We start from the raw sequence: 20,652 nt of genomic DNA, 5'->3' as shown, positions 1-20,652 counted from the left end.
GCGGCACAGGCTCGCGGGTCGTTTCACTCCCCGCTCGCGTTCCCCTGATCCCTCCGGGACCACGTAACCACAGTACAAAAGGGTGGGAGGCTGTTAGGACCGGTATCATGGACGAGAAGCGGGAACTGACGAGCGTCGACCTCGTCGCGCTCACCGCGGAACTGAACGGCTACGCGGGCGCGGTGGTCGACAAGGCCTACCTCTACGGCGACGACCTCGTCCGCCTGAAGATGCGGGACTTCGACGAGGGTCGCGTCGAACTCCTCGTCGAGGTCGGGGAGACGAAGCGCGCGAACGTCGCGCGCCCCGAGCACGTGCCGAACGCGCCCGGCAGACCCCCGAACTTCGCGAAGATGCTCCGCAACCGCCTCTCCGGCGCGAACCTCCACGAGGTCCGCCAGCACGGCTTCGACCGCATCCTCGAGTTCGAGTTCCGCCGCGAGGACCAGGACACCACCATCATCGCCGAGCTGTTCGGCGACGGCAACATCGCGGTGCTCGACCAGAACGGCGAAGTCGTGGACTCCCTCGATACGGTGCGCCTCAAGTCCCGGACGGTCGCGCCGGGGAGCCAGTACGGCTTCCCGCAGTCGCGACTCGACCCGCTCGACCTCGACTACGAGCGCTTCGCCGAGCGGATGCGCCAGTCCGACACCGACCTCGTGCGGACGGTCGCGACCCAACTCAACTTCGGCGGCCTCTACGGCGAGGAGCTCTGCACGCGCGCCGGCGTCGAGAAGACGAAGGACATCGCGGAGGCGGGCGACGAGGAGTTCGAGGCCATCTACGACGCGATGGAGCGCCTCCTCGACGACGTGAATGCCGGCCGCACCGATCCACGGGTGTACTACGAGGAGGACGACGATGCCGAGCGACGCGTCGACGTGACGCCGCTCCCTCTGGAGGAGCGCGCGGACCTCCGCTCGGAGGCCTTCGACTCGTTCAACGACGCGCTCGACGACTACTTCACGAACCTCGAGACGGAGGCCGACGAGGGCGGCGAGGAGACGACGTCGAAGCCCGCTTTCGAGGAGGAAATCGCGAAGCGCGAGCGCATCATCGAACAGCAGGAGGGCGCGATAGAGAACTTCGAGGAGCAAGCCGAAACCGAGCGCGAGAAGGCCGAACTCCTCTACGAGCGCTACGACCTCGTGGACGAGGTGCTCTCGACGGTCCGGCAGGCCCGGCGCGCAGGCTACGGCTGGGACGACGTCGAGGCGCGCTTCGAGGAGGGCAAAGAGCAGGGCATCGAGGCCGCCGAGCACGTTGCGGGCGTCGACCCGGAGAACGGCCTCGTCCGCCTCCGACTCGACGGGCACACCATCTCGCTCGACCCCGAGGCTGGCGTCGAGAAGAACGCGGACGGCCTCTACACGGAAGCCAAGCGCATTCAGGAGAAGAAGGAGGGCGCGCTCTCCGCGATTGCGGACACCCGCGAGGAACTCGAGCAGTGGCAGCGCCGCCGCGAGGAGTGGAGCGAGGAGGAGCACGAAGACGAGGAGGAAGACGACGAAGAGCCCGAGAACGTCGACTGGCTCTCGCGTGCGTCCATCCCGGTTCGCAAGCAGGAGCAGTGGTACGACCGCTTCCGCTGGTTCCGAACGAGCGACGGGTTCCTCGTCATCGGCGGCCGGAACGCCGAGCAGAACGAGGAGATCGTCGAGAAGTACATGGACGGCTACGACCGCTTCTTCCACGCGCAGGCCCACGGCGGCCCCGTGACCGTCCTCAAGACCTCGGCACCGAGCGAGCCCTCCCAGGACATCGAGCTCCCCGAGAGCTCGCTCGAGGAGGCCGCGCAGTTCGCGGTGACGTACTCCTCGGTGTGGAAGGACGGCCGGGGCGCCGGCGACGCCTACATGGTGATGCCGGAGCAGGTGTCGAAGACCGCCGAGTCCGGCGAGTACCTCTCGAAGGGCGGGTTCACGATTCGCGGCGACCGGACGTACTTCGAGAACACGCCCGTGGGGTGTTCCGTGGGGATCACCTGCGAGCCGTCGACGCGCGTCGTCGGCGGGCCGCCGTCGGCCATCGAGGGGGAGGCGGAGACGACGGTGTCCCTCGAACCCGGGAAGTTCGCGCAGGGCGACGCCGCCAAACGCGTCTACCGGGAGTTCCGCGAGCGCTTCACGGACGAGTCCTTCGTCCGCAAGGTCGCTTCGCCCGACGAGATTCAGAAGTTCATGCCGCCGGGCGGGAGCCGCATCGCGGAGGAGTAGGTCGCAACCGAGCGCGAGCGAGGGCGCGACCGAACACCCGAACGCGGAGCGCCGGAAGGCGCGATGCGTGAGACGGAGGGCGGTCCCGCAGGGATTGCCAACCACCGAACGCTGACCGAAGGGAGGCGTGAGGAGGAGGCGTCGCCACGCGACGCCGAAACGCCGAGCGCGAGCGAGGGCGCGAGCGCTGAAACAGGCACGCGCGAGTAACGCGATTCCCCGGAGTCGCGACGAGCCGACACGGCGGAGCGGACCCCACGCTTTTCACGTCGCCCGGCGTCGTCTCGCGTATGCTCGAAGACGCCCTGAAGTATCCGCTGCGCGGCGAGGAGTCGACGGCGACGCTCCTCATCGGCGGCGGTCTCGCAATCGCGGCGCTCGTCGCCGCCGGTCTCGGTGTCCTGCTCTCGTTCGTGTTCGTCGGCCTGCTCGTGTTGCCGTTCGCGCTCGTTCCGGGCGTGTTCGTTCAGGGCTACCTCGTCGACGTGGTGCGCCACCGCCTCGACGGCGACCCGGACCCGCCGACGTTCGAGGACTGGCCGGCGCTCTTCGTCGACGGCCTGAAGATGGTGCTCGTCGGCGTCGTCTACGCGATCCCGGTCGTCATCGGCGTCGTGTTCTTCGCCATCATCGCCGTCGTCCTCACGTACGCGATGCAGGGGTCGCCGAACACGAGTTCGCTCCTCGGGTTCGCGCTCACCGCACTCGTGTTCCTCGCGCTCGCCGTCTACGGCGTGCTCGTCGGCTACGTCTACCCGGCGGCCGTTGCGAACTGGGTGCGCGAGGACGACGTGATGGCGGCGTTCTCGATAGCGACGCTGAAGGAGGCGACGCTGAACACGCGGTATCTCGTCGGGTGGCTGCTCGCGCTCGTCGTCTTCTTCGTCGGGAACGCGGTCGGACAGGCCCTCCTCGTCGTCTTCTTCGTCGGCGTCTTCGTGATATTCTACGCGCAGGTCGTCGCGTGGTACTGCTACGCTGAAGCGTACGCGGACGCGATGGGCCTCGACCGTGAGGACGGTGGCGCATCCGACGACGAGGACGGCGGCGCGGGCGACGATGACGACGACGACCGCCAGCAGGGCTACGGGGCCCTCTCCTACGAGACGAAGGCGCAGTCGGCCGCGGACGACAGCGAGTCGAGCGACGCCGAGGAGAGCACGCCGCCCACCACGGACGCGGTCGAGCGCGTCGAGGACGGACCCGACGCGAGCGACGACAGCGACGGCGAGGAGCGGCGCGAATAGCTCGGACCTGCCGAACGCGTCGCGTAGCGACGCGTGAGCAACGCAGGACACAAGGCCCGCCGACCCGGAGTTCGACGCATGCAGATAAAGGACCGCGAGGCGCGCGAGGGTGGGCGTGAGAAGATCACGCTCCTCCCGGAGAGCCTCGACGACCTCTGGCACCTCGCGTACGTCCTCGAACCCGGGGACCGCGTCGCGGGCGACACGACGCGGCGCATCCAGCGCAACGACGACCAGATGCGCGACACCGGCGGACAGCGCGAGCCGATGTGGATCGCGCTCGACGCCGAAGAGGTCGAGTTCCACAAGTTCGCGAACCGCCTCCGCGTCTCCGGCGTCATCACGGACTGCTCGCGCGAGGACCAGCTCGGCCTCCATCACACGCTGAACGTCGAGGAGTTCGACGAGATCGAGGTGACGAAGCGCTGGAAGCCCGACCAGATCGAGCGCGTCGAGGAGGCCGTCGAAACCGCCGACCAGCCCGAGGTCGCCATCGCCACCATCGAGGAGGGCGAGGCCTACATCCACACCGTCCAGCAGTACGGCGTCGACGAGTCCGGGTCGTTCACCGGGACGACCGGGAAGGGCGAGTACGCGCGCGGACGCGAGGAGCTCTTCGCCGAGCTCGGTCAGGCGCTCGAACGGATGGACCCGGACGCCGTCATCCTCGCGGGCCCCGGCTTCACGAAGCAGGACGCGCTCGACTACTTCGAGGAGGAGAACATGGCGTTCGTCGAGCGCGTCACGACCGTCGACACGTCGGCGGCGGGCGGGCGCGGCGTCCACGAGGTCCTGAAGCGCGGCGCCGTCGAGGAGGTGCAGGCCGAGACGCGGATCGCCGAGGAGTCGGAGCTGATCGACGAGCTGATGGAGCGCCTCGGAACCGACGAACCCGTCGCGTACGGCATCGAGGAGGTCGCGAAGGCCGCCGACTTCGGCGCCGTCGAGACGCTGCTCGTCCTCGACGAGCGCCTCCGCAAGGAACGCGCCGGCGAGGGCGATTGGGACGTCGACGTCAACGACGTCATCACCACCGTCGAACAGCAGGGCGGCGACGTGACGGTGTTCAGCCACGAGTTCGCGCCCGGCGAGCGCCTCCGCAACCTCGGGGGGATCGCGGCGCTCCTCCGCTATCGGCTGACCTAACCGAGGTCGAGCCGCTCGCCGTCCGCGGCGACGGAGACGGCGCCGTCGTACCGCTCGCGGACGGCGGCGAGCGCGTCCTCGCGGCGCGCGTCGGCGGCCGGGTAGAGGTGCGTGAGGTAGACGTGGGGGTAGTCGTGGCCCGCGAGGGCCGCACCGAGTTCGGTCGGCGTCGGGTGGGCGTCGCTTCCCGCGCCGTCCGGGTGCGCGCAGTCGTGGACGAGCGTCGTCCCGTCCGCGAACGCCGCGAGGCCGGAATCGGCGGGCGTGTCGCCGCTCACCGTGAGCGCGTCGCCGAAGCAGTACGCGAACGAGCGCATCGACGCGGAGTGCGCGGTCTCGTAGGGCTCGACATCGACGCCGGCGAGCGAGAACGCCTCGGGCGCGTGGTCGCGCGCGTCGACGACGACGCGCCCGGCGAGGTAGTCGTGGACGTCGAGCAGGTCGTCGAGGAGCGCGCTCGTGCCGGGCGGGCCCGCGACGGGGAGGGCCGCGGCGCGCTCGTCCGCGAGCCAGCGCGCCTTCAGCACGGGGAGGAGGTCGCTCACGTGGTCGAGGTGGTGGTGCGTGAGGAGGACGGCGTCGAGGCTCGTGGGGGTGACGCCCGCGCGGGCGAGCGCGCCGAGGACGCCGCTCCCGCAGTCGACGAGCAGGCGCGTGTCCCCGTCCTCGAGGAGGAGGCCGGTCTGTGCGCGCTCGCCGGTCGGAATCGCGCTGCCCGTCCCGAGGAGAGTCGCCCTCATCGACGCGCCCAGTCGAGCATCCGCGCGTAGAAGTCGTCCGTGCCGAGCGCGGCCGCGTCGCCGACGAGGACGAGGCTCTTCTTCGCGCGCGACATCGCGACGTTCAAGCGCCGGTAGTCCTCGAAGATGGGGCCGTCGAGGGCGCCGGTCGCGACGAACGAGACGAGGATGACCTCCTTCGAGGAGCCCTGGAAGCGGTCCACGGTGTCGACCGCGACCCCCTCGGGGACGCGGCGGCCGATCTCGCCGACCTGCGCTCGGAACGGCGCGATGACGCCGATGTCCGCGCGGTCGAGGCCGGCGTCGAGGTAGGACTCGACGATATCGGCGACGCGCGCGGCCTCTTCGGGGTCGACGTGGGCGTCCGTCGTGCCGGTGACGTCGACGAAGCCGACGCCGTCCACGACGTCCGGCTGCGAGGAGTCGACGCCGAGGTCCGCGAGCGACTGCGTCGCGACCTCGCCGGTCGCCGGACGGAGTCTGCCGTCGTAGAACTCCGTCGAGGAGAACGCCTGAATGCGCTGGCGCATCCGGTACTGGCTCTCAAGGAGGACGCCCGCCTCCGGGTGCGCCTCGATGAGGCGCTCGAAGAGCGATTCGGCGAGCCGTCCCTCGGACTGCGTCACCGGCGGGAGCTGGTGGTGGTCGCCCACGAGCACGAACGTCGCGCCCCGATTGATGGCGGCGAGCGTCCCCGGTTCGGTGAGCTGGCTCGCCTCGTCCACGAGCACGACGTCGAACTCCTGGGAGCGCATGACGCGCGAGCCACACGAGGAGGTGGTGGCGGCGACGAGCGGCGCGCCGCCCAGCTTCTCGGCCTGCTCGTGGGGACCGCCGACGCTCTCCAGCCGGTAGTCCTGCATGTCCTCGCGCACCCCGGTCTCGGTGCCGACGCGGACGAACTCCTCGAAGCCCTGCTCCTCGATGGCTTCGAGGGCGTTGTCGACCGCGCGGTTCGTGAACGCGGAGAGCAGCACTCTGTCGCCGCGCTCGACGAACGCGCGGACGAGCGTCGCAATCGTGTACGTCTTCCCGGTGCCGGGCGGGCCGTGCACGAGCGCGAAGTCCTCCGCGTTCAGCGCGCGGTTCACGGCCGCGTTCTGCGCGTCGTTGTTCGGGACGACGTCGTGCTCCTCGTCCCGGAACGTCGGGTCCTCGCGGCCGAAGAGGACGTCCTTCCGGCGTGCGTCGCCCTTCAGGACGAAGTCGTGGAGCGCGGTGAGCATGCCGTCGACCGAGTACTCCGAGGGGTAGACGTCGAGGCGCCGGAGGGTGAGCGGTTCGTCCGTCGTGACGACCACCTCCGACTCGTCGAGGCGAGTGAGGCGCCCCATCTCGGCGTCGCCGTGGACGGGGTCGCCGTCGCTCGCGAGCACGCGGTCGCCCTCGCGTATCTTCGAGGACGCCGCCGACGGCCGGGTCGCGCGCAGACGCCAGCGGCCGTCCGCGAGCTCCTCGCGGCCGTCGGGTTGGAGGCCGATGACGGCGCGGTCGTCGTCCGCGCGCTCCTCGGGCGTCTGCTCCCAGAGCTTCACGTACTCGCGGTGAATCTCGCGGCGTTCGGCCTCGACGGCCTCGTAGAGCTCCTCGAAGTAGTCGCGCTCGGCCTCCGGGAGCAGGCTCCCGATCTGGCCGGCCTTCGACTCCTGTCCGAGGCGCCCGGAGACGACCATGCAGGCGTCCTGCTCGAAGCAGTACTCGCACTTCGCGTTCGCCTCCTTCCCCGTCGGCACCGACATGCCGTGCTCCATCGCGGCGAGGCGGTTTCGCGAGCGCACCACGAACTCGAGGAGCCCGGCGCCGATGGAGAACTCCTTCGCGGGCGAGAGGTCGCCGCCCTCCTCCGAGCGGTCGACGGCCGCGTTCTTCGTGTAGAGGAGCGTCCCCGTGTCGGCCTCGATGCCGCGCTCCTCGAGCATGAGCGCGTAGCACGCCGCCTGAATCTTGTCGTGGAATCGCGGGTCGCGCTTCGTGTTCTTCCCGGTCTTCAACTCGACGGGCATCCCCCGCCGGATGGCGTCACAGCGGCCCTTGATGCCGAACGTGTCCGAGATGAGGGTGTACTCAGAGCGCCAGTCGTCGTCTTCCGTCAGGAGGCCCTGATTCAGCCACCCCTCGATGGCGGCGGCGTGCTGGCGCACCTCCTCGCGGACCGACTCGGGGTCCTCGCCGAGCAGGCCGAGTTCGAGGCCGGCGTCGTCGATGGCGTCGTCGATGGCGTCGTCGAGGTCCCGTCCGCGTAGGAGGTCGCCGAACACCTCGTGGACGAGCGTCCCCTTCGTCACCGGATACTTCAGCGGGAGGCCGGAGAGCTTCGAGAGGTAGTACTGGCGCGGGCACTGCACCCATTCTCTGATGTCCGTCACGTCGACGAGGTAGTCCGGTTCGACGACGACGTAGGAGTCGCCCGAGGTCGCGTACTGCGTCTCGCCGTTCCACTCGCGCTCCTCGGGGTTCGTGAGGAGGAGGTCCATCCCGGCGTCGAGGTACTCCGCCGTCTCGCTCCACTTTCCCCAGAGCGTCAGCGTCCGGTCGGGCGCGTCGCCGGGGTCGAGCGTCACCTCCGCGAGGTCGCGCTCGCCGTACTGCGTGCTCACCGCGCGCACGTCGCCGACGTCCGTCACCGTCCCCCGGATAGTCACGCCCGTCGGTAGTCGCGGACGGCGAAAAACGCTGTCGCCTCTAGTCGTCGAAGACCTGCCAGCGGTACTCGTCGGCCGAGTCGGCGACGAGTCGCTCGGTGCCGTCGTGCGCGGCGATATCCCCGCGCTCCATCGTCGACTCGTGGACGTCCTCGATGGTCTCCGGCGTGACCTTCTCCGTCACCTCGAAGGTCTCCACCGGGGCGATGACGCCCCAGAGCGCGCCGATGGCGTGCGTGACGACGGCGAGCGGCGTCGCGAGCACGAACAGCGGCCAGAGGAGCGGGTGTTTGCGGTAGGCGAGGCAGCCGCCCAGCATGTAGACGACGAGAACGGCGAGGAGGCACGTCGAGACGAGGCCGTAGAGCTCGAGTCCGGGTGCGCTCCCCGGAATCAAGTAGGCGGCGACGACGAGGACGGGGACGAGCGGGCTGAACGCCCACGCGACGACGCGCGTGTACGCGAGCGGCGTGTACCACGTCGGGAGCGTGTCGTCCTGCATCGTCCCGGAGAGCCAGCGTCGGCGCTGCTTGACGAGCGCCGTCACGGACGGCGGCGCCTGATTCCGGAAGCGCGCGTTCACGACGGCGAAGTCGAGATCGACGTGGTCGGCGGCGCGCCAGACGAAGTTCGTGTCCTCGGTGACGGTGGGGACGTCCCACGTCACCGCGTCCTCGATCTCCCGGCGGAACGCGATGCCGCCGCCCCACGCGTAGAGCGGATAGCGCAGGGAGTCGAACGCCGTCTGCTCGATCTGGTAGCCGACCCGGAAGACCTCGCAGATGTAGGCGAGCGCCGACCCCGTGTAGATCGGTTTCTCCGTGAACTGGACGACGTCCGCGTCCGGCAGACCCGTCAGGGAGGTGACGAGCGTGTCCTCGTCGAGGTAGAGCACGTACTCGCGCTCGCAGGGCACCTCGCGGCGCGCCCACTCGATGGCGCGGCCCTTGTTCGTCGCCGCGCACTCGAACCCCTCGGGGACGACGTGGACGCGCGCGCCCTCGACGTCGATGGGTTTCTCCGCGATGACGCGGACGTCCGCGACGCCGTCCGGGACGCTGTTCACCGTCGCCTGCACGACGTCCTCGGCACCTATCGTCAACACCCGCACCTGCACCTCCTCGAGGCCGTGCGCGAACGACGACTCGGGGTGGTAGCTCTTCGAGCGGAGCGCGAGCACCTCGACGAGCCACCAGAGCGCCGACGCCCCGTAGAGGAGCAACGCGGCCCAGAGGAGGACGACGAGCCCGGTGAGCACCGCGCTGGAGAGTGCCGGCACGTTCGCCCCGAGGGACGGCGGTCGCTTGAACATTGTCGTTTCCCGTGCTCTCCGCCCGCCGTGTGCCGGTGACGTACCGCTTAAGCCTCCCCGTGGCGTACCGCTCGCGTATGCGAGTCAGGGACTGGCAGGACATCCTCTCGGACGTCACCGACTCCGATGCCGACCCCGACGGGTGGCGCGCCGTCGCCGGCGACCGAGCGCGCGGCCTCGGCGAGGACTTCTACCTCGGCCATCCCTCGATGGGCGTCTACCACCTGAAGACCTACGCGAAGAACCCCTTCGAGGTGAAGGGCGCCGGCGCGCGCGTCGCCCGACGCGTCGACGACGAACTCGACCCGCTCTTCCCGGACCACGACGACGGCGGCCGCTTCGCCGTCCGGCAGGGCGTCGCCGACGAGGACGAGGCGGAGACGAAGGCCCGCCGACTCGAAGAGGTCCTGAAGGTGCACGCCGACGCGCCGACCTCACCGAGCGACCTCTTCGACGACGTGATGGACGTCGTCGAGAGCCCCGCGTTCGGCCCCATCGAGTACGACAGCCACGGCCGCCCCGACGAGCTCGACAACCTCTCCGAGACGTTCGAGGAGGCCGAGGAGCTGCTGAACGCCGAGCTCGACGACCTCATCGAGGACGACGATGTCGGGAAGGGGTTCCAGTAGACTGCGGGCCGCGCTCGGCGGCTATTCGGGGATTCGGGCGAGCCACATCGCGGGGTCGTCGAGTTCGGCGTCGGAGGGAAGCGTCTCCGGGGAGTGCCAGACCGCGCCCGCGCCCTCGACGCCGCGAGCGTCCGCGACGGCCTCGAAGAACTCGCGGCCGCGCTCGTACTGCTCGCGCTTCAAGTGGAAGCCGAGGAGGCGCCGAACGAGGCCGCCGAGCGGGCCGTCCTCGTCGCGGCGCTCGTCGAGTTTCCGCCGGAGGTCGTCGTAGTCCTCGTCGAACGCGCGGTCCATGAGGAGCTCGGCGTACCCCTCGACGGCGGTCATCGTCGTCATCAGCTCCCCGAACGCCTCGCGCTGGAGAGTGCCCTCCGAGAGCGCGGCGACGCCCTCGCGGAGGCCGGACTCGAGGTGGTCGGAGAGCCACGGCGCCGCGCCGAACTCGGCGGCGTGCGTCACCTCGTGGAAGGCGATCCAGCGCCGGAAGCGCTCGAAGTCGGCGTCGAGGCTCTCGGCGGCGCTCGCGATGTTCGGGTGGACGAAGTAGAGCCGGTGGTCGTCGGCGTCCGCGAGGAGGAGCGGGTCGTACTGCCCGAGGACGCGGCGCGCGACGAACGCGAGCGTGCCCGCCGTCGTCGCGGTGTTGACGGTGCGCGCGACACCGGGGAGCGCGCCGCCCTGTTCGAGCGGTTCGAACGCGCGGCGGAACGTCGAGACGTTCGCGTCGATCCAGTGGTGGCGGTTCTGGATCTCCACCGTCTCGGGGACGTCGAAGCCGAGCCCGGAGACGTCGCGGATGCGCGAGCGCGCGGCGCGGACGTCGGCGGCGTACCCCTCGCGCTCACGTCGCGTGAGGTCGAGCGCGCCGGGGTCGGTCGCGCCCTTCGCGGCCGTCGCGACGGCCGACCAGTCGACCGCCTCGGAGCCGGAGGCGCCGGCGACCGCGCGGGCGCTGTCGAGGAGGTTCATACGCGGACTGCGCGCCGTACCGGGAAAGGCCTTGTCCTCAGACTGGGTCGCGGCGCGTCGCTCAGGCGTCGATGTCCTCGAGCTCGTCGCGCTCGTCGACGGGCGCGTCCTCGCTCCCGCCGAGCGTGCGCTTCACGAGGAGGCCGGTGGCGACGAGGAAGCCGAGAACGACGACGAACCCGAGCGCGGCCAGTTTCGGCGTGCCACCGCTCGACGCGGCGTCGTCACCGGTGACCGGCGACTCGCCCTCGGTTTCGACGGGCGCGGGCGCGATGCCCGCCTCGTCCGTCTCGCTCGACTCGTCCGCGCCCTTCGAGAAGTCCCAGCGGAAGAGGCTGAGGTCGGTCTCGTCGAGGCCGTGAACGTGGATATCGATAAATCCCATGGTCGCGTGTTCTCGCGGGCGACACAAGACGGTTCCGGCAGCGGGGGCCGTCGGCGACGAGGTTGGCGTGGGCGCGGCCGGTGTGGGGCCGGGGGTCTGCGGGCGCGGTCGCCGTGCGTGCGGTCGCTGTGGGCGGCGTCCCCGGGTACCGTTGGGTTCTTGCCGTCGCCGGTCGCCGAGTGACGTATGCACGAAGACCAGCGCCGCTTCCTCGACGACCTGCTCGCGACGGCGAGCCCCTCGGGGTTCGAGACGCCCGCCCAGCGCGTCTGGGTGGAGTACGTCGAGTCGTTCGCGGACGAGGTCCACACCGACGAGTACGGGAACGCCGTGGCCGTCTACGACGGCGGCGACGGGCCCGAGTTCGCGTTCACCGGACACGCCGACGAGATCGGCTACATGGTCGCCGCGATCAGCCCGGAGGGCTACCTCCACCTCACGCCCGTCGGTGGGAGCGACAAGTCCGTCTCGAAGGCCCGTCACGTCCACGTCCACACCGAGAGCGGCCCCGTGAACGGCGTCGTCGGGCAGGCCGCGATCCACGTCCGCGACAAGGAGGACACCGAGTACGACGACATCGAGACGATGACCGTCGACATCGGCGCGGAGGACGAAGCGGACGCCCGCGACCTCGTGACGGTCGGCGACCCCGTGACGATTGCGCAGACGCCACACCCCCTCCAGGGGTCGCTGCTCTCCGCGCGCGGCCTCGACAACCGCGTCGGCGTCTGGGTCGCCGCCGAAGCCCTCCGACGCGCCGCCGAGCGCGGAGTCGAATCGACCGTCTACGCCGTCTCGACGGTCCAAGAGGAGGTCGGGCTCTCCGGCGCGAAGATGGTCGGCTACGACCTCGACCCGGACGCCGCCGTCGCCGTCGACGTCACGCACGCCTCCGACCACCCCGAGTTCCCGAGCGACAAACACAACGAGGTGGGCCTCGGGGACGGCCCCGTCATCGCGCGCGGCGCGGGCAACCACGGCGCGCTCGTCGACGCGGTCCGGGACGCCGCGAGCGCGGACGGTATCGACGTCCAGTATCAGGCGACCGGCATTCGGACGGGGACGGACGCGGATGCCTTCTACACGACCCGCAGCGGCATCCCGTCGCTCAACCTCGGCCTGCCGAACCGCTACATGCACACGCCCGCCGAAGTCGTCGACCTCGACGACCTCGAGCGGGCCGCCGACCTCCTCGCCGCGCTCGCCGCCCGCGAAGCCGGTCGGGAGTCGTTCGCCGTCGAGTTCTGAGCGCGCCGTCTCGCGTCTGTGTGGCGCTGACTCGGGGCCGTGGCGTCGGGGACTTTCGTTCGGTCCGCGAGTCGGTACGTTTAAGCGTGAGACGGGCGCTCGGTGTGGTATGAGCGGCCGACCCCTCGACGTCCTCGAGGCCTCCCTCGAGCAGACCGTGACAGTCGTCCTGAAGGACGGAACGGAGTTCACGGGTGTCCTCACGGGCTACGACCAGCACATGAACCTCGTCCTCGAGAACACCGAGGAGGGTGAAGACATAACGGTTATACGCGGCGATAACGTCGTGACGATTAACCCATGACTGGATCCGGCACCCCGAGCCAGGGGAAGAAGAACAAGACGACGCACGTGAAGTGCCGCCGCTGTGGCGAGAAGTCGTACCACTCCAGGAAGAAGGTCTGCTCGAGCTGTGGCTTCGGGAAGTCCGCGAAGCGCCGGAGCTACAACTGGCAGTCGAAGAAGGACGAGTAAGTCCTTCGCTGCGGTCGATTTCTCTCTCCCGCTCTCTCTGTGCGTAGCCGGCCGTCCGGTCTTCGGACGGCTGTCCGTATCAGCCTCCGGTAGTCGCTCGTCCTCCTCCGTGACCCGCTCGTCGCTCCGCCGCTAGCCGGTCGTTCACGCCTCCCGGGCGCGCCGGTCACCGGCGGCTATGATGCACACATGTGCATACACGTGGCGGAATATCGGCGATTAGATTCACAACCACGGGTGTTTTACGTGATGGCGACGCAAGGGAGAACCATGACCGAGCGGCGGGACGAGACGGTAGAGGGCGGACCGCGAGAGAAATGCGGCGTCGTCGGTATCTCCCTCCAGGACCGGGCGGCCGCGCTCCCCACGTACTACGCGCTCTACGCGCTCCAGCATCGCGGGCAGGAGTCGGCGGGGATCGTCACCCACGACGGCTTCCAACAGCACAGCCACGTGGAGATGGGGCTCGTCGGCGACGCCTTCGACGAGGACGACGTCGAGGCCCTCAAGGGGACGACGGGCATCGGCCACGTCCGCTACCCGACCGCCGGAAGCGTCGACAAGTCCTGCGCACAGCCCTTCACCGTCTCGTTCAAGGGCGGCGCGCTCGGGTTGAGCCACAACGGCAACCTCGTCAACGCCGACGCCGTCCGCGACGAACTCGCCGACTCCGGGCACGCGTTCACGAGCGACGGCGACACCGAAGTCATCGCGCACGACCTCGCGCGCAACCTCCTCGAGGAGGACCTCGTGCGCGCCGTCAAGCGGACGATGAACCGCATCCACGGCTCCTACGCGCTCACCATCAGCCACGACGACACCGTCCTCGGGGTTCGCGACCCCGAGGGGAACCGGCCGCTCTGCATCGGCGAGATCGACGGTGGCTACGTCATCGCCTCCGAGTCCGCCGCCATCGACACCCTCGGCGGCGAACTCGTCCGGGACGTCCGCCCCGGCGAGCTCGTCGTCCTCCGCGAGGACGGGAGCGGCTTCGACTCCTATCAGCTCGTCGAGCCCGAGAACACCGCGAACTGCTTCTTCGAGTACGTCTACTTCGCGCGCCCCGACTCCACCATCGACGGCGAGCTCGTCTACGAGGTGCGCCGCGAACTCGGGCGCAAGCTCTGGGAGGAGTCCGGCGTCGAGGGCGACGTCGTCATGCCCGTCCCGGACTCCGGGCGCGCGTTCGCCTCCGGCTACGCCGAGGCCTCGCAGCGAGGCGAAGGCGAGGGCGTCGAGTTCGCCGAGGGACTGATGAAGAACCGCTACGTCGGCCGGACGTTCATCATGCCGACCCAGGAGGCCCGCGAGCGCGCCGTCCGCCTGAAGCTCAACCCGATCAAGTCCACCGTCGAGGGGAAGTCCGTCACCATCATCGACGACAGCATCGTTCGGGGCACGACCTCGAACCAGCTGGTCGAACTCGTCCGCGAGGCGGGCGCAGAGGAGGTCCACGTCCGCATCGGCGCGCCCGCCATCGTCGCGCCCTGCTACATGGGCATCGACATGGCGACGCGCGACGAGCTCATCGCCGCCGAGAAGTCCGAGGCGGAGATCGCCGAGGAGATCGGCGCCGACAGCCTCTCCTACCTCTCCATCGACGCCGTCACCGAGGCCATCGGGCGCTCGCGCGCCGACCTCTGTCTCGGCTGCGTGACCGGCGAATACCCCTACGACATCGACGGGGAGGCGACCGACCGCGACGTCGTCCGACCCGCCGTCGGAACCGACGTCGACGCTCCCGCCGACGACTGACCGCGCGTACGCTCCGCCCCGTCTCACGCTCTTCTCTACCGGCTTCGCGCAGTCGGTTCTGTCGAGTCACTCGTCGGTCTCGCGAGTGGCGTCGCTCCCCCGTCGTCGCGAGCCCACCCCCTCCCCCCGTTCTGCAAATGTTCGACCCGCCGAGAGAGGGGTGGGGTGTCCGAGCGCGGTTCTCCCCCGACACCCCCACCCCGGTCTGCAAATGTTCCGCTGCGCATAGCCGCCTCCCCGAGGTAGTGTTACGGGGCAACACGGTGCTCCACACGAACACTCGAAACGAACGCATCTCCTGAAACAGAGGAAACACGAGAAGAGTACATTTATTACGGTAGCTCCGAAAACGGAGGTAGACAGCGATGGACACGCCGTTCCGCAAGCGCACGGGCGTCTTCACGGACAAGAACGTCCTGAAGCAGCAGTACGAGCCCGACGAGATCCTCGAACGCGACGAGGAGATCGAGGCGTACGCGAACGCCCTGCAGGACGTCGTGGACGGCTGGGAGCCGGAGAACGTCTTCGTCTACGGGAAGACCGGCGTCGGGAAGACGGCGGTGACGCGCTACATGATGGACATGCTCCGCGTCGAGGCCGACCAGCGACCGGACGTCGACGACGTCCACGTCGCGGAGGTGAACTGCCACCATCACCCCTCCTCGTACCAGGCGGCCATCGCCCTCGTGAACGAACTCCGCGAGGACACCGAGCGCGAAGCCATCACGACCGGGCTCTCGACGTCGGACGTCCTCACCGCGCTCTTCGAGGAGATCGAAGCCCGCGAGGGGACCGTCCTCGTCGTCCTCGACGAGATCGACAACCTCGGCGACGACGACGTCCTCCTCTATCAGCTCCCGCGCGCGAAGGCGAACGGCAACATCGAACACTCGCAGGTCGGTGTGGTGGGTATCTCGAACGACTACACCTTCCGCAACGACCTCTCCTCGAAGGTGCAGGACACCCTCTGCGAGCGCGAGATAAAGTTCCCGCCGTACGACGCGACCGAACTGCGCACGATCCTCGAGGACCGCGCCTCGAAGGGCCTCGCGGAGGGCGTCCTCGACCCCTCGGTCATCCCGAAGTGTGCGGCGCTCGCCGCGCAGGACCGGGGGAGCGCACGGCAGGCCATCGACCTCCTGCGAGAGGCCGCCAACGTCGCCGTCGAGGACGGTCGCGAGACCGTCGTGGAGAACGACGTCGACGCCGCCGAGAACCGCGTCGAACGCGGCCGCGTGAAGGACTCCATCCGCGACCTCACGACCCACGGCCGCTACACGCTCCTCGCCATCACCAACATCGCCTTCGAGGGCGAGACGCCGGTTCGCGCGAAGCAGGCCTACGAGATGTACGAGCGCGTCTGCGCGGAGAACGCTGCCGACCCGCTGAGCCAGCGCTCCGTCCACGACCACCTCATCGACCTCGCGATGCTCGGATTTTTAGCGCAGTACGACCGGAACCACGGTCGCGGCGGCGGGCAGTACTACGAATACGAGCTCGACGTCGAACCCGAGATCGTGACTGCCGTCCTCGGCGACGAGGAGTGAGGGGCGCGGCGTCGCGCGTATCGCGTGACACGGGCGCGGTGTGCGTCTCACGGCGAGACGTCCGCGAGCCGCGCTGAATTTCGTCCACACCCCGACCGCTCTCCGACCCGGAACACTTGCAGAATGGGGGTGGGGGAAGGTGGTCCCCCTCGTGCGCCGCGACAGGGAGGTGTCCGCGCGCACTCGAACACTTGCAGAACGGGGGGAGGGGGTGCCGGCGCATCGAGTCGAGTTCGGCCCCCTGTGTTCTCCGCCAGAACATTTGCAGAACGGGGGGAGGGTGTCGTGTCGATTCTGGTGGAAACCGCCGCGAACGGGTGGGTCTCCGACCCTGCATCGGTTTCGCACGCCGGTGTCGAATCGCAAGTCTCTTACTTAACCCGGCGGTACAGACTAATGCGAACGCACGAGCGAGCGTGGGTAGCCAAGCTAGGCCAAAGGCGCAGCGTTGAGGGCGCTGTCCTGTAGAGGTTCGCCGGTTCAAATCCGGTCCCACGCATCGCACGTACCCGAGTCCTCAACTCGGGGTCAAGCGATGCACGGTGATCTCCCTCCCGGGACATCACCCACGCACAACTTCCTACTGACCCAACACCGAAGAGCGGAGTCGCTAGCCGCCGCCCGGCGGCGTCGACTCCCCGGCGAGCGACGCGAGCGTCCTCCGCTCGGTGTCGCACACCACCGACGGCGCCCGGACGACGCGTGGCACTCGCCGGTGTCCCACCGAGACGCCGGCCGCGAGGCGCACGCACGGCCGGTCGCATCCGGATTCGGCGTCGTCTCTCGCGGATGACGGCTCAGCACGACCGTTTGGTTAAAATGGTACCTCCGCGTACCGGGGGGTATGGCAAAATACTCCACGGGCGGCTCCTCCGGGGGTAGCGGCAGCGGCACCTGCGAGCTCTGCGGGACGTCGACGGACTCGCTCACGACGGCGTCAGTCGCGGGCGCCCAGCTCTCCGTCTGTCAGAGCTGCGCGGATCTCGACGAGAGCAAGAAGCGTAGCCGTCGCAACCAGAACCAGGGAGACTCGGGCTCGTCCTCGGGGAGCAGCGGGGGGAGCGAGCGCGAGGAGAACAGCGCGGTTCGCGCGGCCGCCCAGCAACTCGACGCCGCTCGTGGGGACTCCTCACACTGGGAGGAGCACGGCACGAACTACGAGCGCGACCGGCTCCCGTATCTCGTCTCGGGCTACGGCGAGATCGTCGAGGAGGCCCGACAGGAGGAAGGCCTCCAGCTCTCCGAACTCGCCGAGGAACTCGACGTCGACGAGAACGACCTGCTCGCCGTCGAACAGGGTCGCGCGACGCAGGCCGGCGTCGGAGGAAGCGTCGTCCGCGCGCTCGAGGAGCGCCTCGGCGTGACGCTCTCCGAGTAGCCCGCGTCGCCGCCGTCGGACGCCACGCGACGTCACACAGCCACGGCGCCACTGAGACGTGACCTCTTCTCTCGGCGCGCGCTGCCGGCCCGCTCTCCAGCGCGTCGCGGCCATCCGACTCGGCTCACCGTCGGAGCGCACCCGCCGTCCGAACGGAAGATTAATTATAAATCGGTATATATACGCGAGTGACGCCAGACCGGCGTTCTTCATGACCGGGCGGCATCCCGAAACCTGCCACGCGCGGCCGGAACGGCCGCCCTCACACTTCTCTCGCGGAGAATACGGACGCTCATCGAACAGACTCACAACAGTCCTCGAGCCACGATGCCGGCCCTCCTGTCGTCTCGAACGCCGTCCCTAGTGCTTATCGGCGTCCGCGTCACTCGTCCCGTCCGCGTCATCTGCGTCCGGGACCGAGCCACCGTCGCGCTCCGCCGTCGCGGAGTCGCCGTCGTCCGGCGTCGCGACGTCCTCGACGTCCGCCTTCGGGGTGCGGTCGACGCGCTCGGCGGGGACGCCGATCATCGTCGCGTCCGGTTCGACGTCCGTGGTGACGACCGCGCCCGCGCCGACCTTCGCGCCCTCGCCGATCTCGATGTCGCCGAGGAGCGTCGCGTCCGCGCCGATGGTGACCCCGTCCCCGACGGTCGGGTGGCGCTTCACGGGGCGCTTGTCGGCGCCGCCGAGCGTCACGCCGTGGTACATGTGGACGTCGTCGCCGACGACCGCCGTCTCGCCGATGACGACGCCCATCCCGTGGTCGATGACGACGCGCTCGCCGATGGTCGCGCCGGGGTGGATTTCGACGCCGGTGAGCCAGCGCACGAGCTGGGAGAGGAGGCGGGCGACGAGCCGATAGCCGCCCTCCCAGAGCGCGTGCGTGAACGTGTGCGCCCAGACGGCGTGGAGCCCCGGATAGCACAACAGGACTTCGAGACGGCTCTTCGCGGCGGGGTCCTTCTCGAGGACCGCCGCGACGTCCCTCCGGACGCGGCCGAAACTAAGCACGGCGGTCACCGCCGTGGCGGGCGCGACCGGTCGCGGGGGCGACACGGCCGTCTGCGTGTCTCGTCATGCCCCTCTGTGTGCTCGGCCGAGCCAAAAGGCCAGCGCTTCCGGTCGAGTACGCCGAAGGCGCTATACCCGCCGAGGCGCAACGAGCGGGTGTGACCGACCAGCAGATCGACCCGCCGGGCGCGGCGACGGCGAGCGGCGACGGGGCGTCGTACGCGGGCGTCGTCTACGACCTCGACGGGACACTCGTCGACCTCGCCGTCGACTGGGCGGCCGTCGAGCGCGAACTGCACGCGCTCCTCGTCGAGGCCGGCGTCGACCCCGACGGGCTGGTCACGTGGGAACTGCTCGAGGCCGCCGAGGACGCGGGCGTCGGCGAGGCGGCGGAGGACCTCATCAGCGAGCACGAGTGCGCGGGCGCCGAGCGCGCGCGCCGCCTCCCGCACGCGGACGAACTCGGCGACGGCACGCTCCCGGCGGCGGTCTGCTCGCTGAACTGCGAGCGCGCGTGTCGCATCGCCCTCGACCGGGAGGGCTTGCTCGCGCGCGTGCGAGACGTCGTCGGCCGGGACAGTCTCGCAGGCCGCGAGCGCAAACCCGACCCCGAACCCTTACTCCGCGCGGTCGAGTCGCTCGGCCTCGAACCTCACGAGGTCGTCTTCGTCGGCGACGCCGAGCGCGACGCCGAGACGGCGCGCCGCGCCGGGACGGGGTTCCGATACGTCTGAGGGGTTCCCCGCTCTCACTCCCCGTCGGCGTCCGCGCCGTCCGTGGCGACGTCGAGGCGTCGCGCGTAGAGGTAGACGCAGACGGCGGTGAGGAACCAGACGACGGCGCCGACGCGGAGCGCGAAGGCCGCCTTCGCCGTCCACGTCGGGACCGCGACGCCGCTGAGGGCGAAGACGACGGCGACGACGGGCGCGCCGACGACGATTGTGAGCACGAACGTCGTCTGCATCACCCACCCGTAGTCGACGCCCTCGGGGTCCGTCTCCTCGACTACCTCTGGCACACGCGTCCGTCGGCGCGCGGCGCGCATAAAGGCCGCGTATTTAACGACGGCGCGGCGATACACACCCGTATGACCACGGTGCAGGACATCCGCTCGCACGGCGAGGACGACGCCCCGATAACGATGCTGACGGCGTACGACACGCCGACGGCGCGCATCGTCGAGGAGGCGGGCGTGGACGTCGTCCTCGTCGGGGACAGCATGGGGAACGCCGTGATGGGCCACGACTCGACGCTCCCCGTGACGATGGCGGACGTCGAATCCCGTGCGGGCGCGGTCGTGCGCGGCGTCGAGGAGGCGCTCGTCGTCGCCGACATGCCCTTCTTGAGCTACGGCGCGGACGAGGGGGACGCGGTCGAGAACGCCGGCCGCCTGCTCTCGGAGGCGGGCGCGGACGCGGTGAAACTCGAGTGCGGCCCGCACACCGTCGAGCTGACCGAGCGCCTCGTGAACCTCGGCATCCCGGTGATGGCGCACCTCGGCTTCACGCCCCAGCACGTCCAGCAGTACGGGGGGTACGGTCGGCGCGCGACGACGCGCGAGGAGGCCCGCGAGGTGCTGGAGCTCGCCGAAGCTCACGCGGACGCGGGCGCGTTCGCCCTCGTGGTCGAGCACGTCCCCGCGAACGTCGCCGAGCAGATTACCGACGCGCTCGCGATTCCGACCATCGGCATCGGCGCCGGTCCGGACACCGACGGACAGGTGCTCGTCATCACGGACGTCCTCGGGCTCTCGGAGCGCGCGCCGCCGTTCGCCGAGCAGTTCGGGGACGTCGCCGCCGAGATGCGCGAGGCCGTCGACGGCTACCGCGAGGCCGTCGAGGGCGGGGAGTTCCCGGCGGCGGAGCACGGCCACAGCGACGCGGACCTCGACGACCTCTGAGGGAGTCTGCGAGCGCCGTCGCGGGGCGGGTCGCGGGCACCGTCGCCGGG

Annotated in this window: 19 protein-coding genes, 1 tRNA gene and 1 pseudogene; 14 read left to right on the top strand and 7 right to left on the bottom strand. The window is 69.8% G+C overall.

Going from position 1 to position 20,652, the window contains the following annotated elements; all coding sequences use genetic code 11:
- Positions 1-107 precede the first annotated feature (107 nt).
- The 4 genes from rqcH (at position 108) to EFA46_RS00195 (ending at position 4,612) form a co-directional block, all read left to right on the top strand.
- On the top strand, positions 108-2,219 hold the full coding sequence (gene rqcH, locus EFA46_RS00210; protein WP_123075898.1) for a ribosome rescue protein RqcH: 2,112 nt from the start codon (positions 108-110) through the stop codon (positions 2,217-2,219).
- A 63-nt stretch (positions 2,220-2,282) separates the two neighbouring features.
- Positions 2,283-2,429, top strand: a complete 147-nt coding sequence (locus EFA46_RS00205) for a hypothetical protein (RefSeq protein WP_158604253.1) — start codon at positions 2,283-2,285, stop codon at positions 2,427-2,429.
- A gap of 80 nt (positions 2,430-2,509) precedes the next feature.
- Positions 2,510-3,466 (top strand): DUF4013 domain-containing protein, encoded by a 957-nt coding sequence (locus EFA46_RS00200; protein ID WP_123075900.1) that lies wholly within the window; start codon positions 2,510-2,512, stop codon positions 3,464-3,466.
- 78 nt (positions 3,467-3,544) lie between these two features.
- A complete protein-coding gene (locus EFA46_RS00195) occupies positions 3,545-4,612 on the top strand; it encodes an mRNA surveillance protein pelota (RefSeq protein ID WP_123075902.1) in 1,068 nt (355 codons plus the stop codon).
- On the opposite strand, the gene EFA46_RS00190 is transcribed toward EFA46_RS00195, so the two are convergent.
- The 3 genes from EFA46_RS00190 to EFA46_RS00180 are packed head-to-tail and all read right to left on the bottom strand — an operon-like array spanning position 4,609 to position 9,306.
- Positions 4,609-5,352 (bottom strand): MBL fold metallo-hydrolase, encoded by a 744-nt coding sequence (locus EFA46_RS00190; protein ID WP_123075904.1) that lies wholly within the window; start codon positions 5,350-5,352, stop codon positions 4,609-4,611. The genes EFA46_RS00195 and EFA46_RS00190 overlap by 4 nt on opposite strands.
- Positions 5,349-7,994, bottom strand: a complete 2,646-nt coding sequence (locus EFA46_RS00185) for an AAA domain-containing protein (RefSeq protein WP_123075906.1) — start codon at positions 7,992-7,994, stop codon at positions 5,349-5,351. The genes EFA46_RS00190 and EFA46_RS00185 overlap by 4 nt, the downstream gene beginning before the upstream one ends.
- Positions 7,995-8,034: 40 nt before the next feature.
- The gene (locus tag EFA46_RS00180; protein WP_123075908.1) at positions 8,035-9,306 is read right to left on the bottom strand and encodes a glycosyltransferase family 2 protein; all 1,272 of its coding nucleotides are present in this window, start codon (positions 9,304-9,306) and stop codon (positions 8,035-8,037) included.
- A gap of 77 nt (positions 9,307-9,383) precedes the next feature.
- On the opposite strand from EFA46_RS00180, the gene EFA46_RS00175 reads away from it, so the two are divergent.
- Positions 9,384-9,935, top strand: a complete 552-nt coding sequence (locus tag EFA46_RS00175; protein WP_123075910.1) for a hypothetical protein — start codon at positions 9,384-9,386, stop codon at positions 9,933-9,935.
- Positions 9,936-9,956: 21 nt separating this feature from the next.
- Here EFA46_RS00175 and EFA46_RS00170 read toward each other — a convergent pair whose 3' ends face one another.
- Both EFA46_RS00170 and EFA46_RS00165 read right to left on the bottom strand, forming a co-directional pair.
- Complete coding sequence (locus tag EFA46_RS00170; protein ID WP_123075912.1) at positions 9,957-10,904, bottom strand: zinc-dependent metalloprotease; 948 nt, start codon at positions 10,902-10,904, stop codon at positions 9,957-9,959.
- Between the two features lie 61 nt (positions 10,905-10,965).
- On the bottom strand, positions 10,966-11,289 hold the full coding sequence (locus tag EFA46_RS00165; RefSeq protein ID WP_123075914.1) for a hypothetical protein: 324 nt from the start codon (positions 11,287-11,289) through the stop codon (positions 10,966-10,968).
- A 186-nt stretch (positions 11,290-11,475) separates the two neighbouring features.
- On the opposite strand from EFA46_RS00165, the gene EFA46_RS00160 reads away from it, so the two are divergent.
- The 7 genes from EFA46_RS00160 to EFA46_RS00130 all read left to right on the top strand — a co-directional run bounded on the left by EFA46_RS00160 (position 11,476) and on the right by EFA46_RS00130 (position 17,691).
- Positions 11,476-12,537, top strand: a complete 1,062-nt coding sequence (locus EFA46_RS00160; protein ID WP_123075916.1) for a M20/M25/M40 family metallo-hydrolase — start codon at positions 11,476-11,478, stop codon at positions 12,535-12,537.
- Between the two features lie 109 nt (positions 12,538-12,646).
- Positions 12,647-12,841 (top strand): LSM domain-containing protein, encoded by a 195-nt coding sequence (locus EFA46_RS00155; RefSeq protein WP_123075918.1) that lies wholly within the window; start codon positions 12,647-12,649, stop codon positions 12,839-12,841.
- Positions 12,838-13,011 (top strand): 50S ribosomal protein L37e, encoded by a 174-nt coding sequence (locus EFA46_RS00150; protein WP_123075920.1) that lies wholly within the window; start codon positions 12,838-12,840, stop codon positions 13,009-13,011. The genes EFA46_RS00155 and EFA46_RS00150 overlap by 4 nt, the downstream gene beginning before the upstream one ends.
- Before the next feature lie 270 nt (positions 13,012-13,281).
- Positions 13,282-14,766 (top strand): amidophosphoribosyltransferase, encoded by a 1,485-nt coding sequence (purF, locus tag EFA46_RS00145; protein ID WP_123075922.1) that lies wholly within the window; start codon positions 13,282-13,284, stop codon positions 14,764-14,766.
- Between the two features lie 365 nt (positions 14,767-15,131).
- A complete protein-coding gene (locus EFA46_RS00140; protein WP_123075924.1) occupies positions 15,132-16,313 on the top strand; it encodes an orc1/cdc6 family replication initiation protein in 1,182 nt (393 codons plus the stop codon).
- A gap of 414 nt (positions 16,314-16,727) precedes the next feature.
- Positions 16,728-16,812 (top strand) — tRNA-Leu (locus EFA46_RS00135).
- A gap of 345 nt (positions 16,813-17,157) precedes the next feature.
- A complete protein-coding gene (locus tag EFA46_RS00130) occupies positions 17,158-17,691 on the top strand; it encodes a multiprotein-bridging factor 1 family protein (RefSeq protein ID WP_123075926.1) in 534 nt (177 codons plus the stop codon).
- Between the two features lie 498 nt (positions 17,692-18,189).
- Here EFA46_RS00130 and cysE read toward each other — a convergent pair.
- Positions 18,190-18,702 (bottom strand): annotated as a pseudogene (gene cysE, locus EFA46_RS00125) (serine O-acetyltransferase); the annotation flags it as partial.
- 158 nt (positions 18,703-18,860) lie between these two features.
- Between cysE and EFA46_RS00120 the strand changes: the two are divergent.
- Positions 18,861-19,436 carry an HAD family hydrolase gene (locus EFA46_RS00120; RefSeq protein ID WP_370529248.1) on the top strand — a complete coding sequence of 192 codons (576 nt, stop codon included), beginning with the start codon at positions 18,861-18,863 and terminating at the stop codon, positions 19,434-19,436.
- Positions 19,437-19,450: 14 nt separating this feature from the next.
- Here EFA46_RS00120 and EFA46_RS00115 read toward each other — a convergent pair whose 3' ends face one another.
- A complete protein-coding gene (locus tag EFA46_RS00115; RefSeq protein ID WP_123075930.1) occupies positions 19,451-19,720 on the bottom strand; it encodes a DUF5822 domain-containing protein in 270 nt (89 codons plus the stop codon).
- Between the two features lie 69 nt (positions 19,721-19,789).
- Here EFA46_RS00115 and panB point away from each other — a divergent pair, with 69 nt between their 5' ends.
- Positions 19,790-20,602 carry a 3-methyl-2-oxobutanoate hydroxymethyltransferase gene (gene panB, locus EFA46_RS00110; RefSeq protein WP_123075932.1) on the top strand — a complete coding sequence of 271 codons (813 nt, stop codon included), beginning with the start codon at positions 19,790-19,792 and terminating at the stop codon, positions 20,600-20,602.
- The last annotated feature ends 50 nt before the right edge of the window (positions 20,603-20,652 follow it).

This window comes from Halarchaeum sp. CBA1220 (genome assembly GCF_003721175.2).
GTDB classification, from domain to species: domain Archaea; phylum Halobacteriota; class Halobacteria; order Halobacteriales; family Halobacteriaceae; genus Halarchaeum; species Halarchaeum grantii.
Note: the sequence above shows the minus strand (reverse complement) of the source record. Positions and strands in the feature narration are given on the sequence as shown.

Coding starts and splice junctions, on each gene's coding strand:
- rqcH (WP_123075898.1), top strand. CDS start 108: ATGGACGAGAAGCGGGAACTGACGAGCGTCGACCTCGTCGCGCTCACC.
- EFA46_RS00205 (WP_158604253.1), top strand. CDS start 2,283: ATGCGTGAGACGGAGGGCGGTCCCGCAGGGATTGCCAACCACCGAACG.
- EFA46_RS00200 (WP_123075900.1), top strand. CDS start 2,510: ATGCTCGAAGACGCCCTGAAGTATCCGCTGCGCGGCGAGGAGTCGACG.
- EFA46_RS00195 (WP_123075902.1), top strand. CDS start 3,545: ATGCAGATAAAGGACCGCGAGGCGCGCGAGGGTGGGCGTGAGAAGATC.
- EFA46_RS00190 (WP_123075904.1), bottom strand. CDS start 5,352: ATGAGGGCGACTCTCCTCGGGACGGGCAGCGCGATTCCGACCGGCGAG.
- EFA46_RS00180 (WP_123075908.1), bottom strand. CDS start 9,306: ATGTTCAAGCGACCGCCGTCCCTCGGGGCGAACGTGCCGGCACTCTCC.
- EFA46_RS00175 (WP_123075910.1), top strand. CDS start 9,384: ATGCGAGTCAGGGACTGGCAGGACATCCTCTCGGACGTCACCGACTCC.
- EFA46_RS00170 (WP_123075912.1), bottom strand. CDS start 10,904: ATGAACCTCCTCGACAGCGCCCGCGCGGTCGCCGGCGCCTCCGGCTCC.
- EFA46_RS00165 (WP_123075914.1), bottom strand. CDS start 11,289: ATGGGATTTATCGATATCCACGTTCACGGCCTCGACGAGACCGACCTC.
- EFA46_RS00160 (WP_123075916.1), top strand. CDS start 11,476: ATGCACGAAGACCAGCGCCGCTTCCTCGACGACCTGCTCGCGACGGCG.
- EFA46_RS00155 (WP_123075918.1), top strand. CDS start 12,647: ATGAGCGGCCGACCCCTCGACGTCCTCGAGGCCTCCCTCGAGCAGACC.
- EFA46_RS00150 (WP_123075920.1), top strand. CDS start 12,838: ATGACTGGATCCGGCACCCCGAGCCAGGGGAAGAAGAACAAGACGACG.
- purF (WP_123075922.1), top strand. CDS start 13,282: ATGACCGAGCGGCGGGACGAGACGGTAGAGGGCGGACCGCGAGAGAAA.
- EFA46_RS00140 (WP_123075924.1), top strand. CDS start 15,132: ATGGACACGCCGTTCCGCAAGCGCACGGGCGTCTTCACGGACAAGAAC.
- EFA46_RS00130 (WP_123075926.1), top strand. CDS start 17,158: ATGGCAAAATACTCCACGGGCGGCTCCTCCGGGGGTAGCGGCAGCGGC.
- panB (WP_123075932.1), top strand. CDS start 19,790: ATGACCACGGTGCAGGACATCCGCTCGCACGGCGAGGACGACGCCCCG.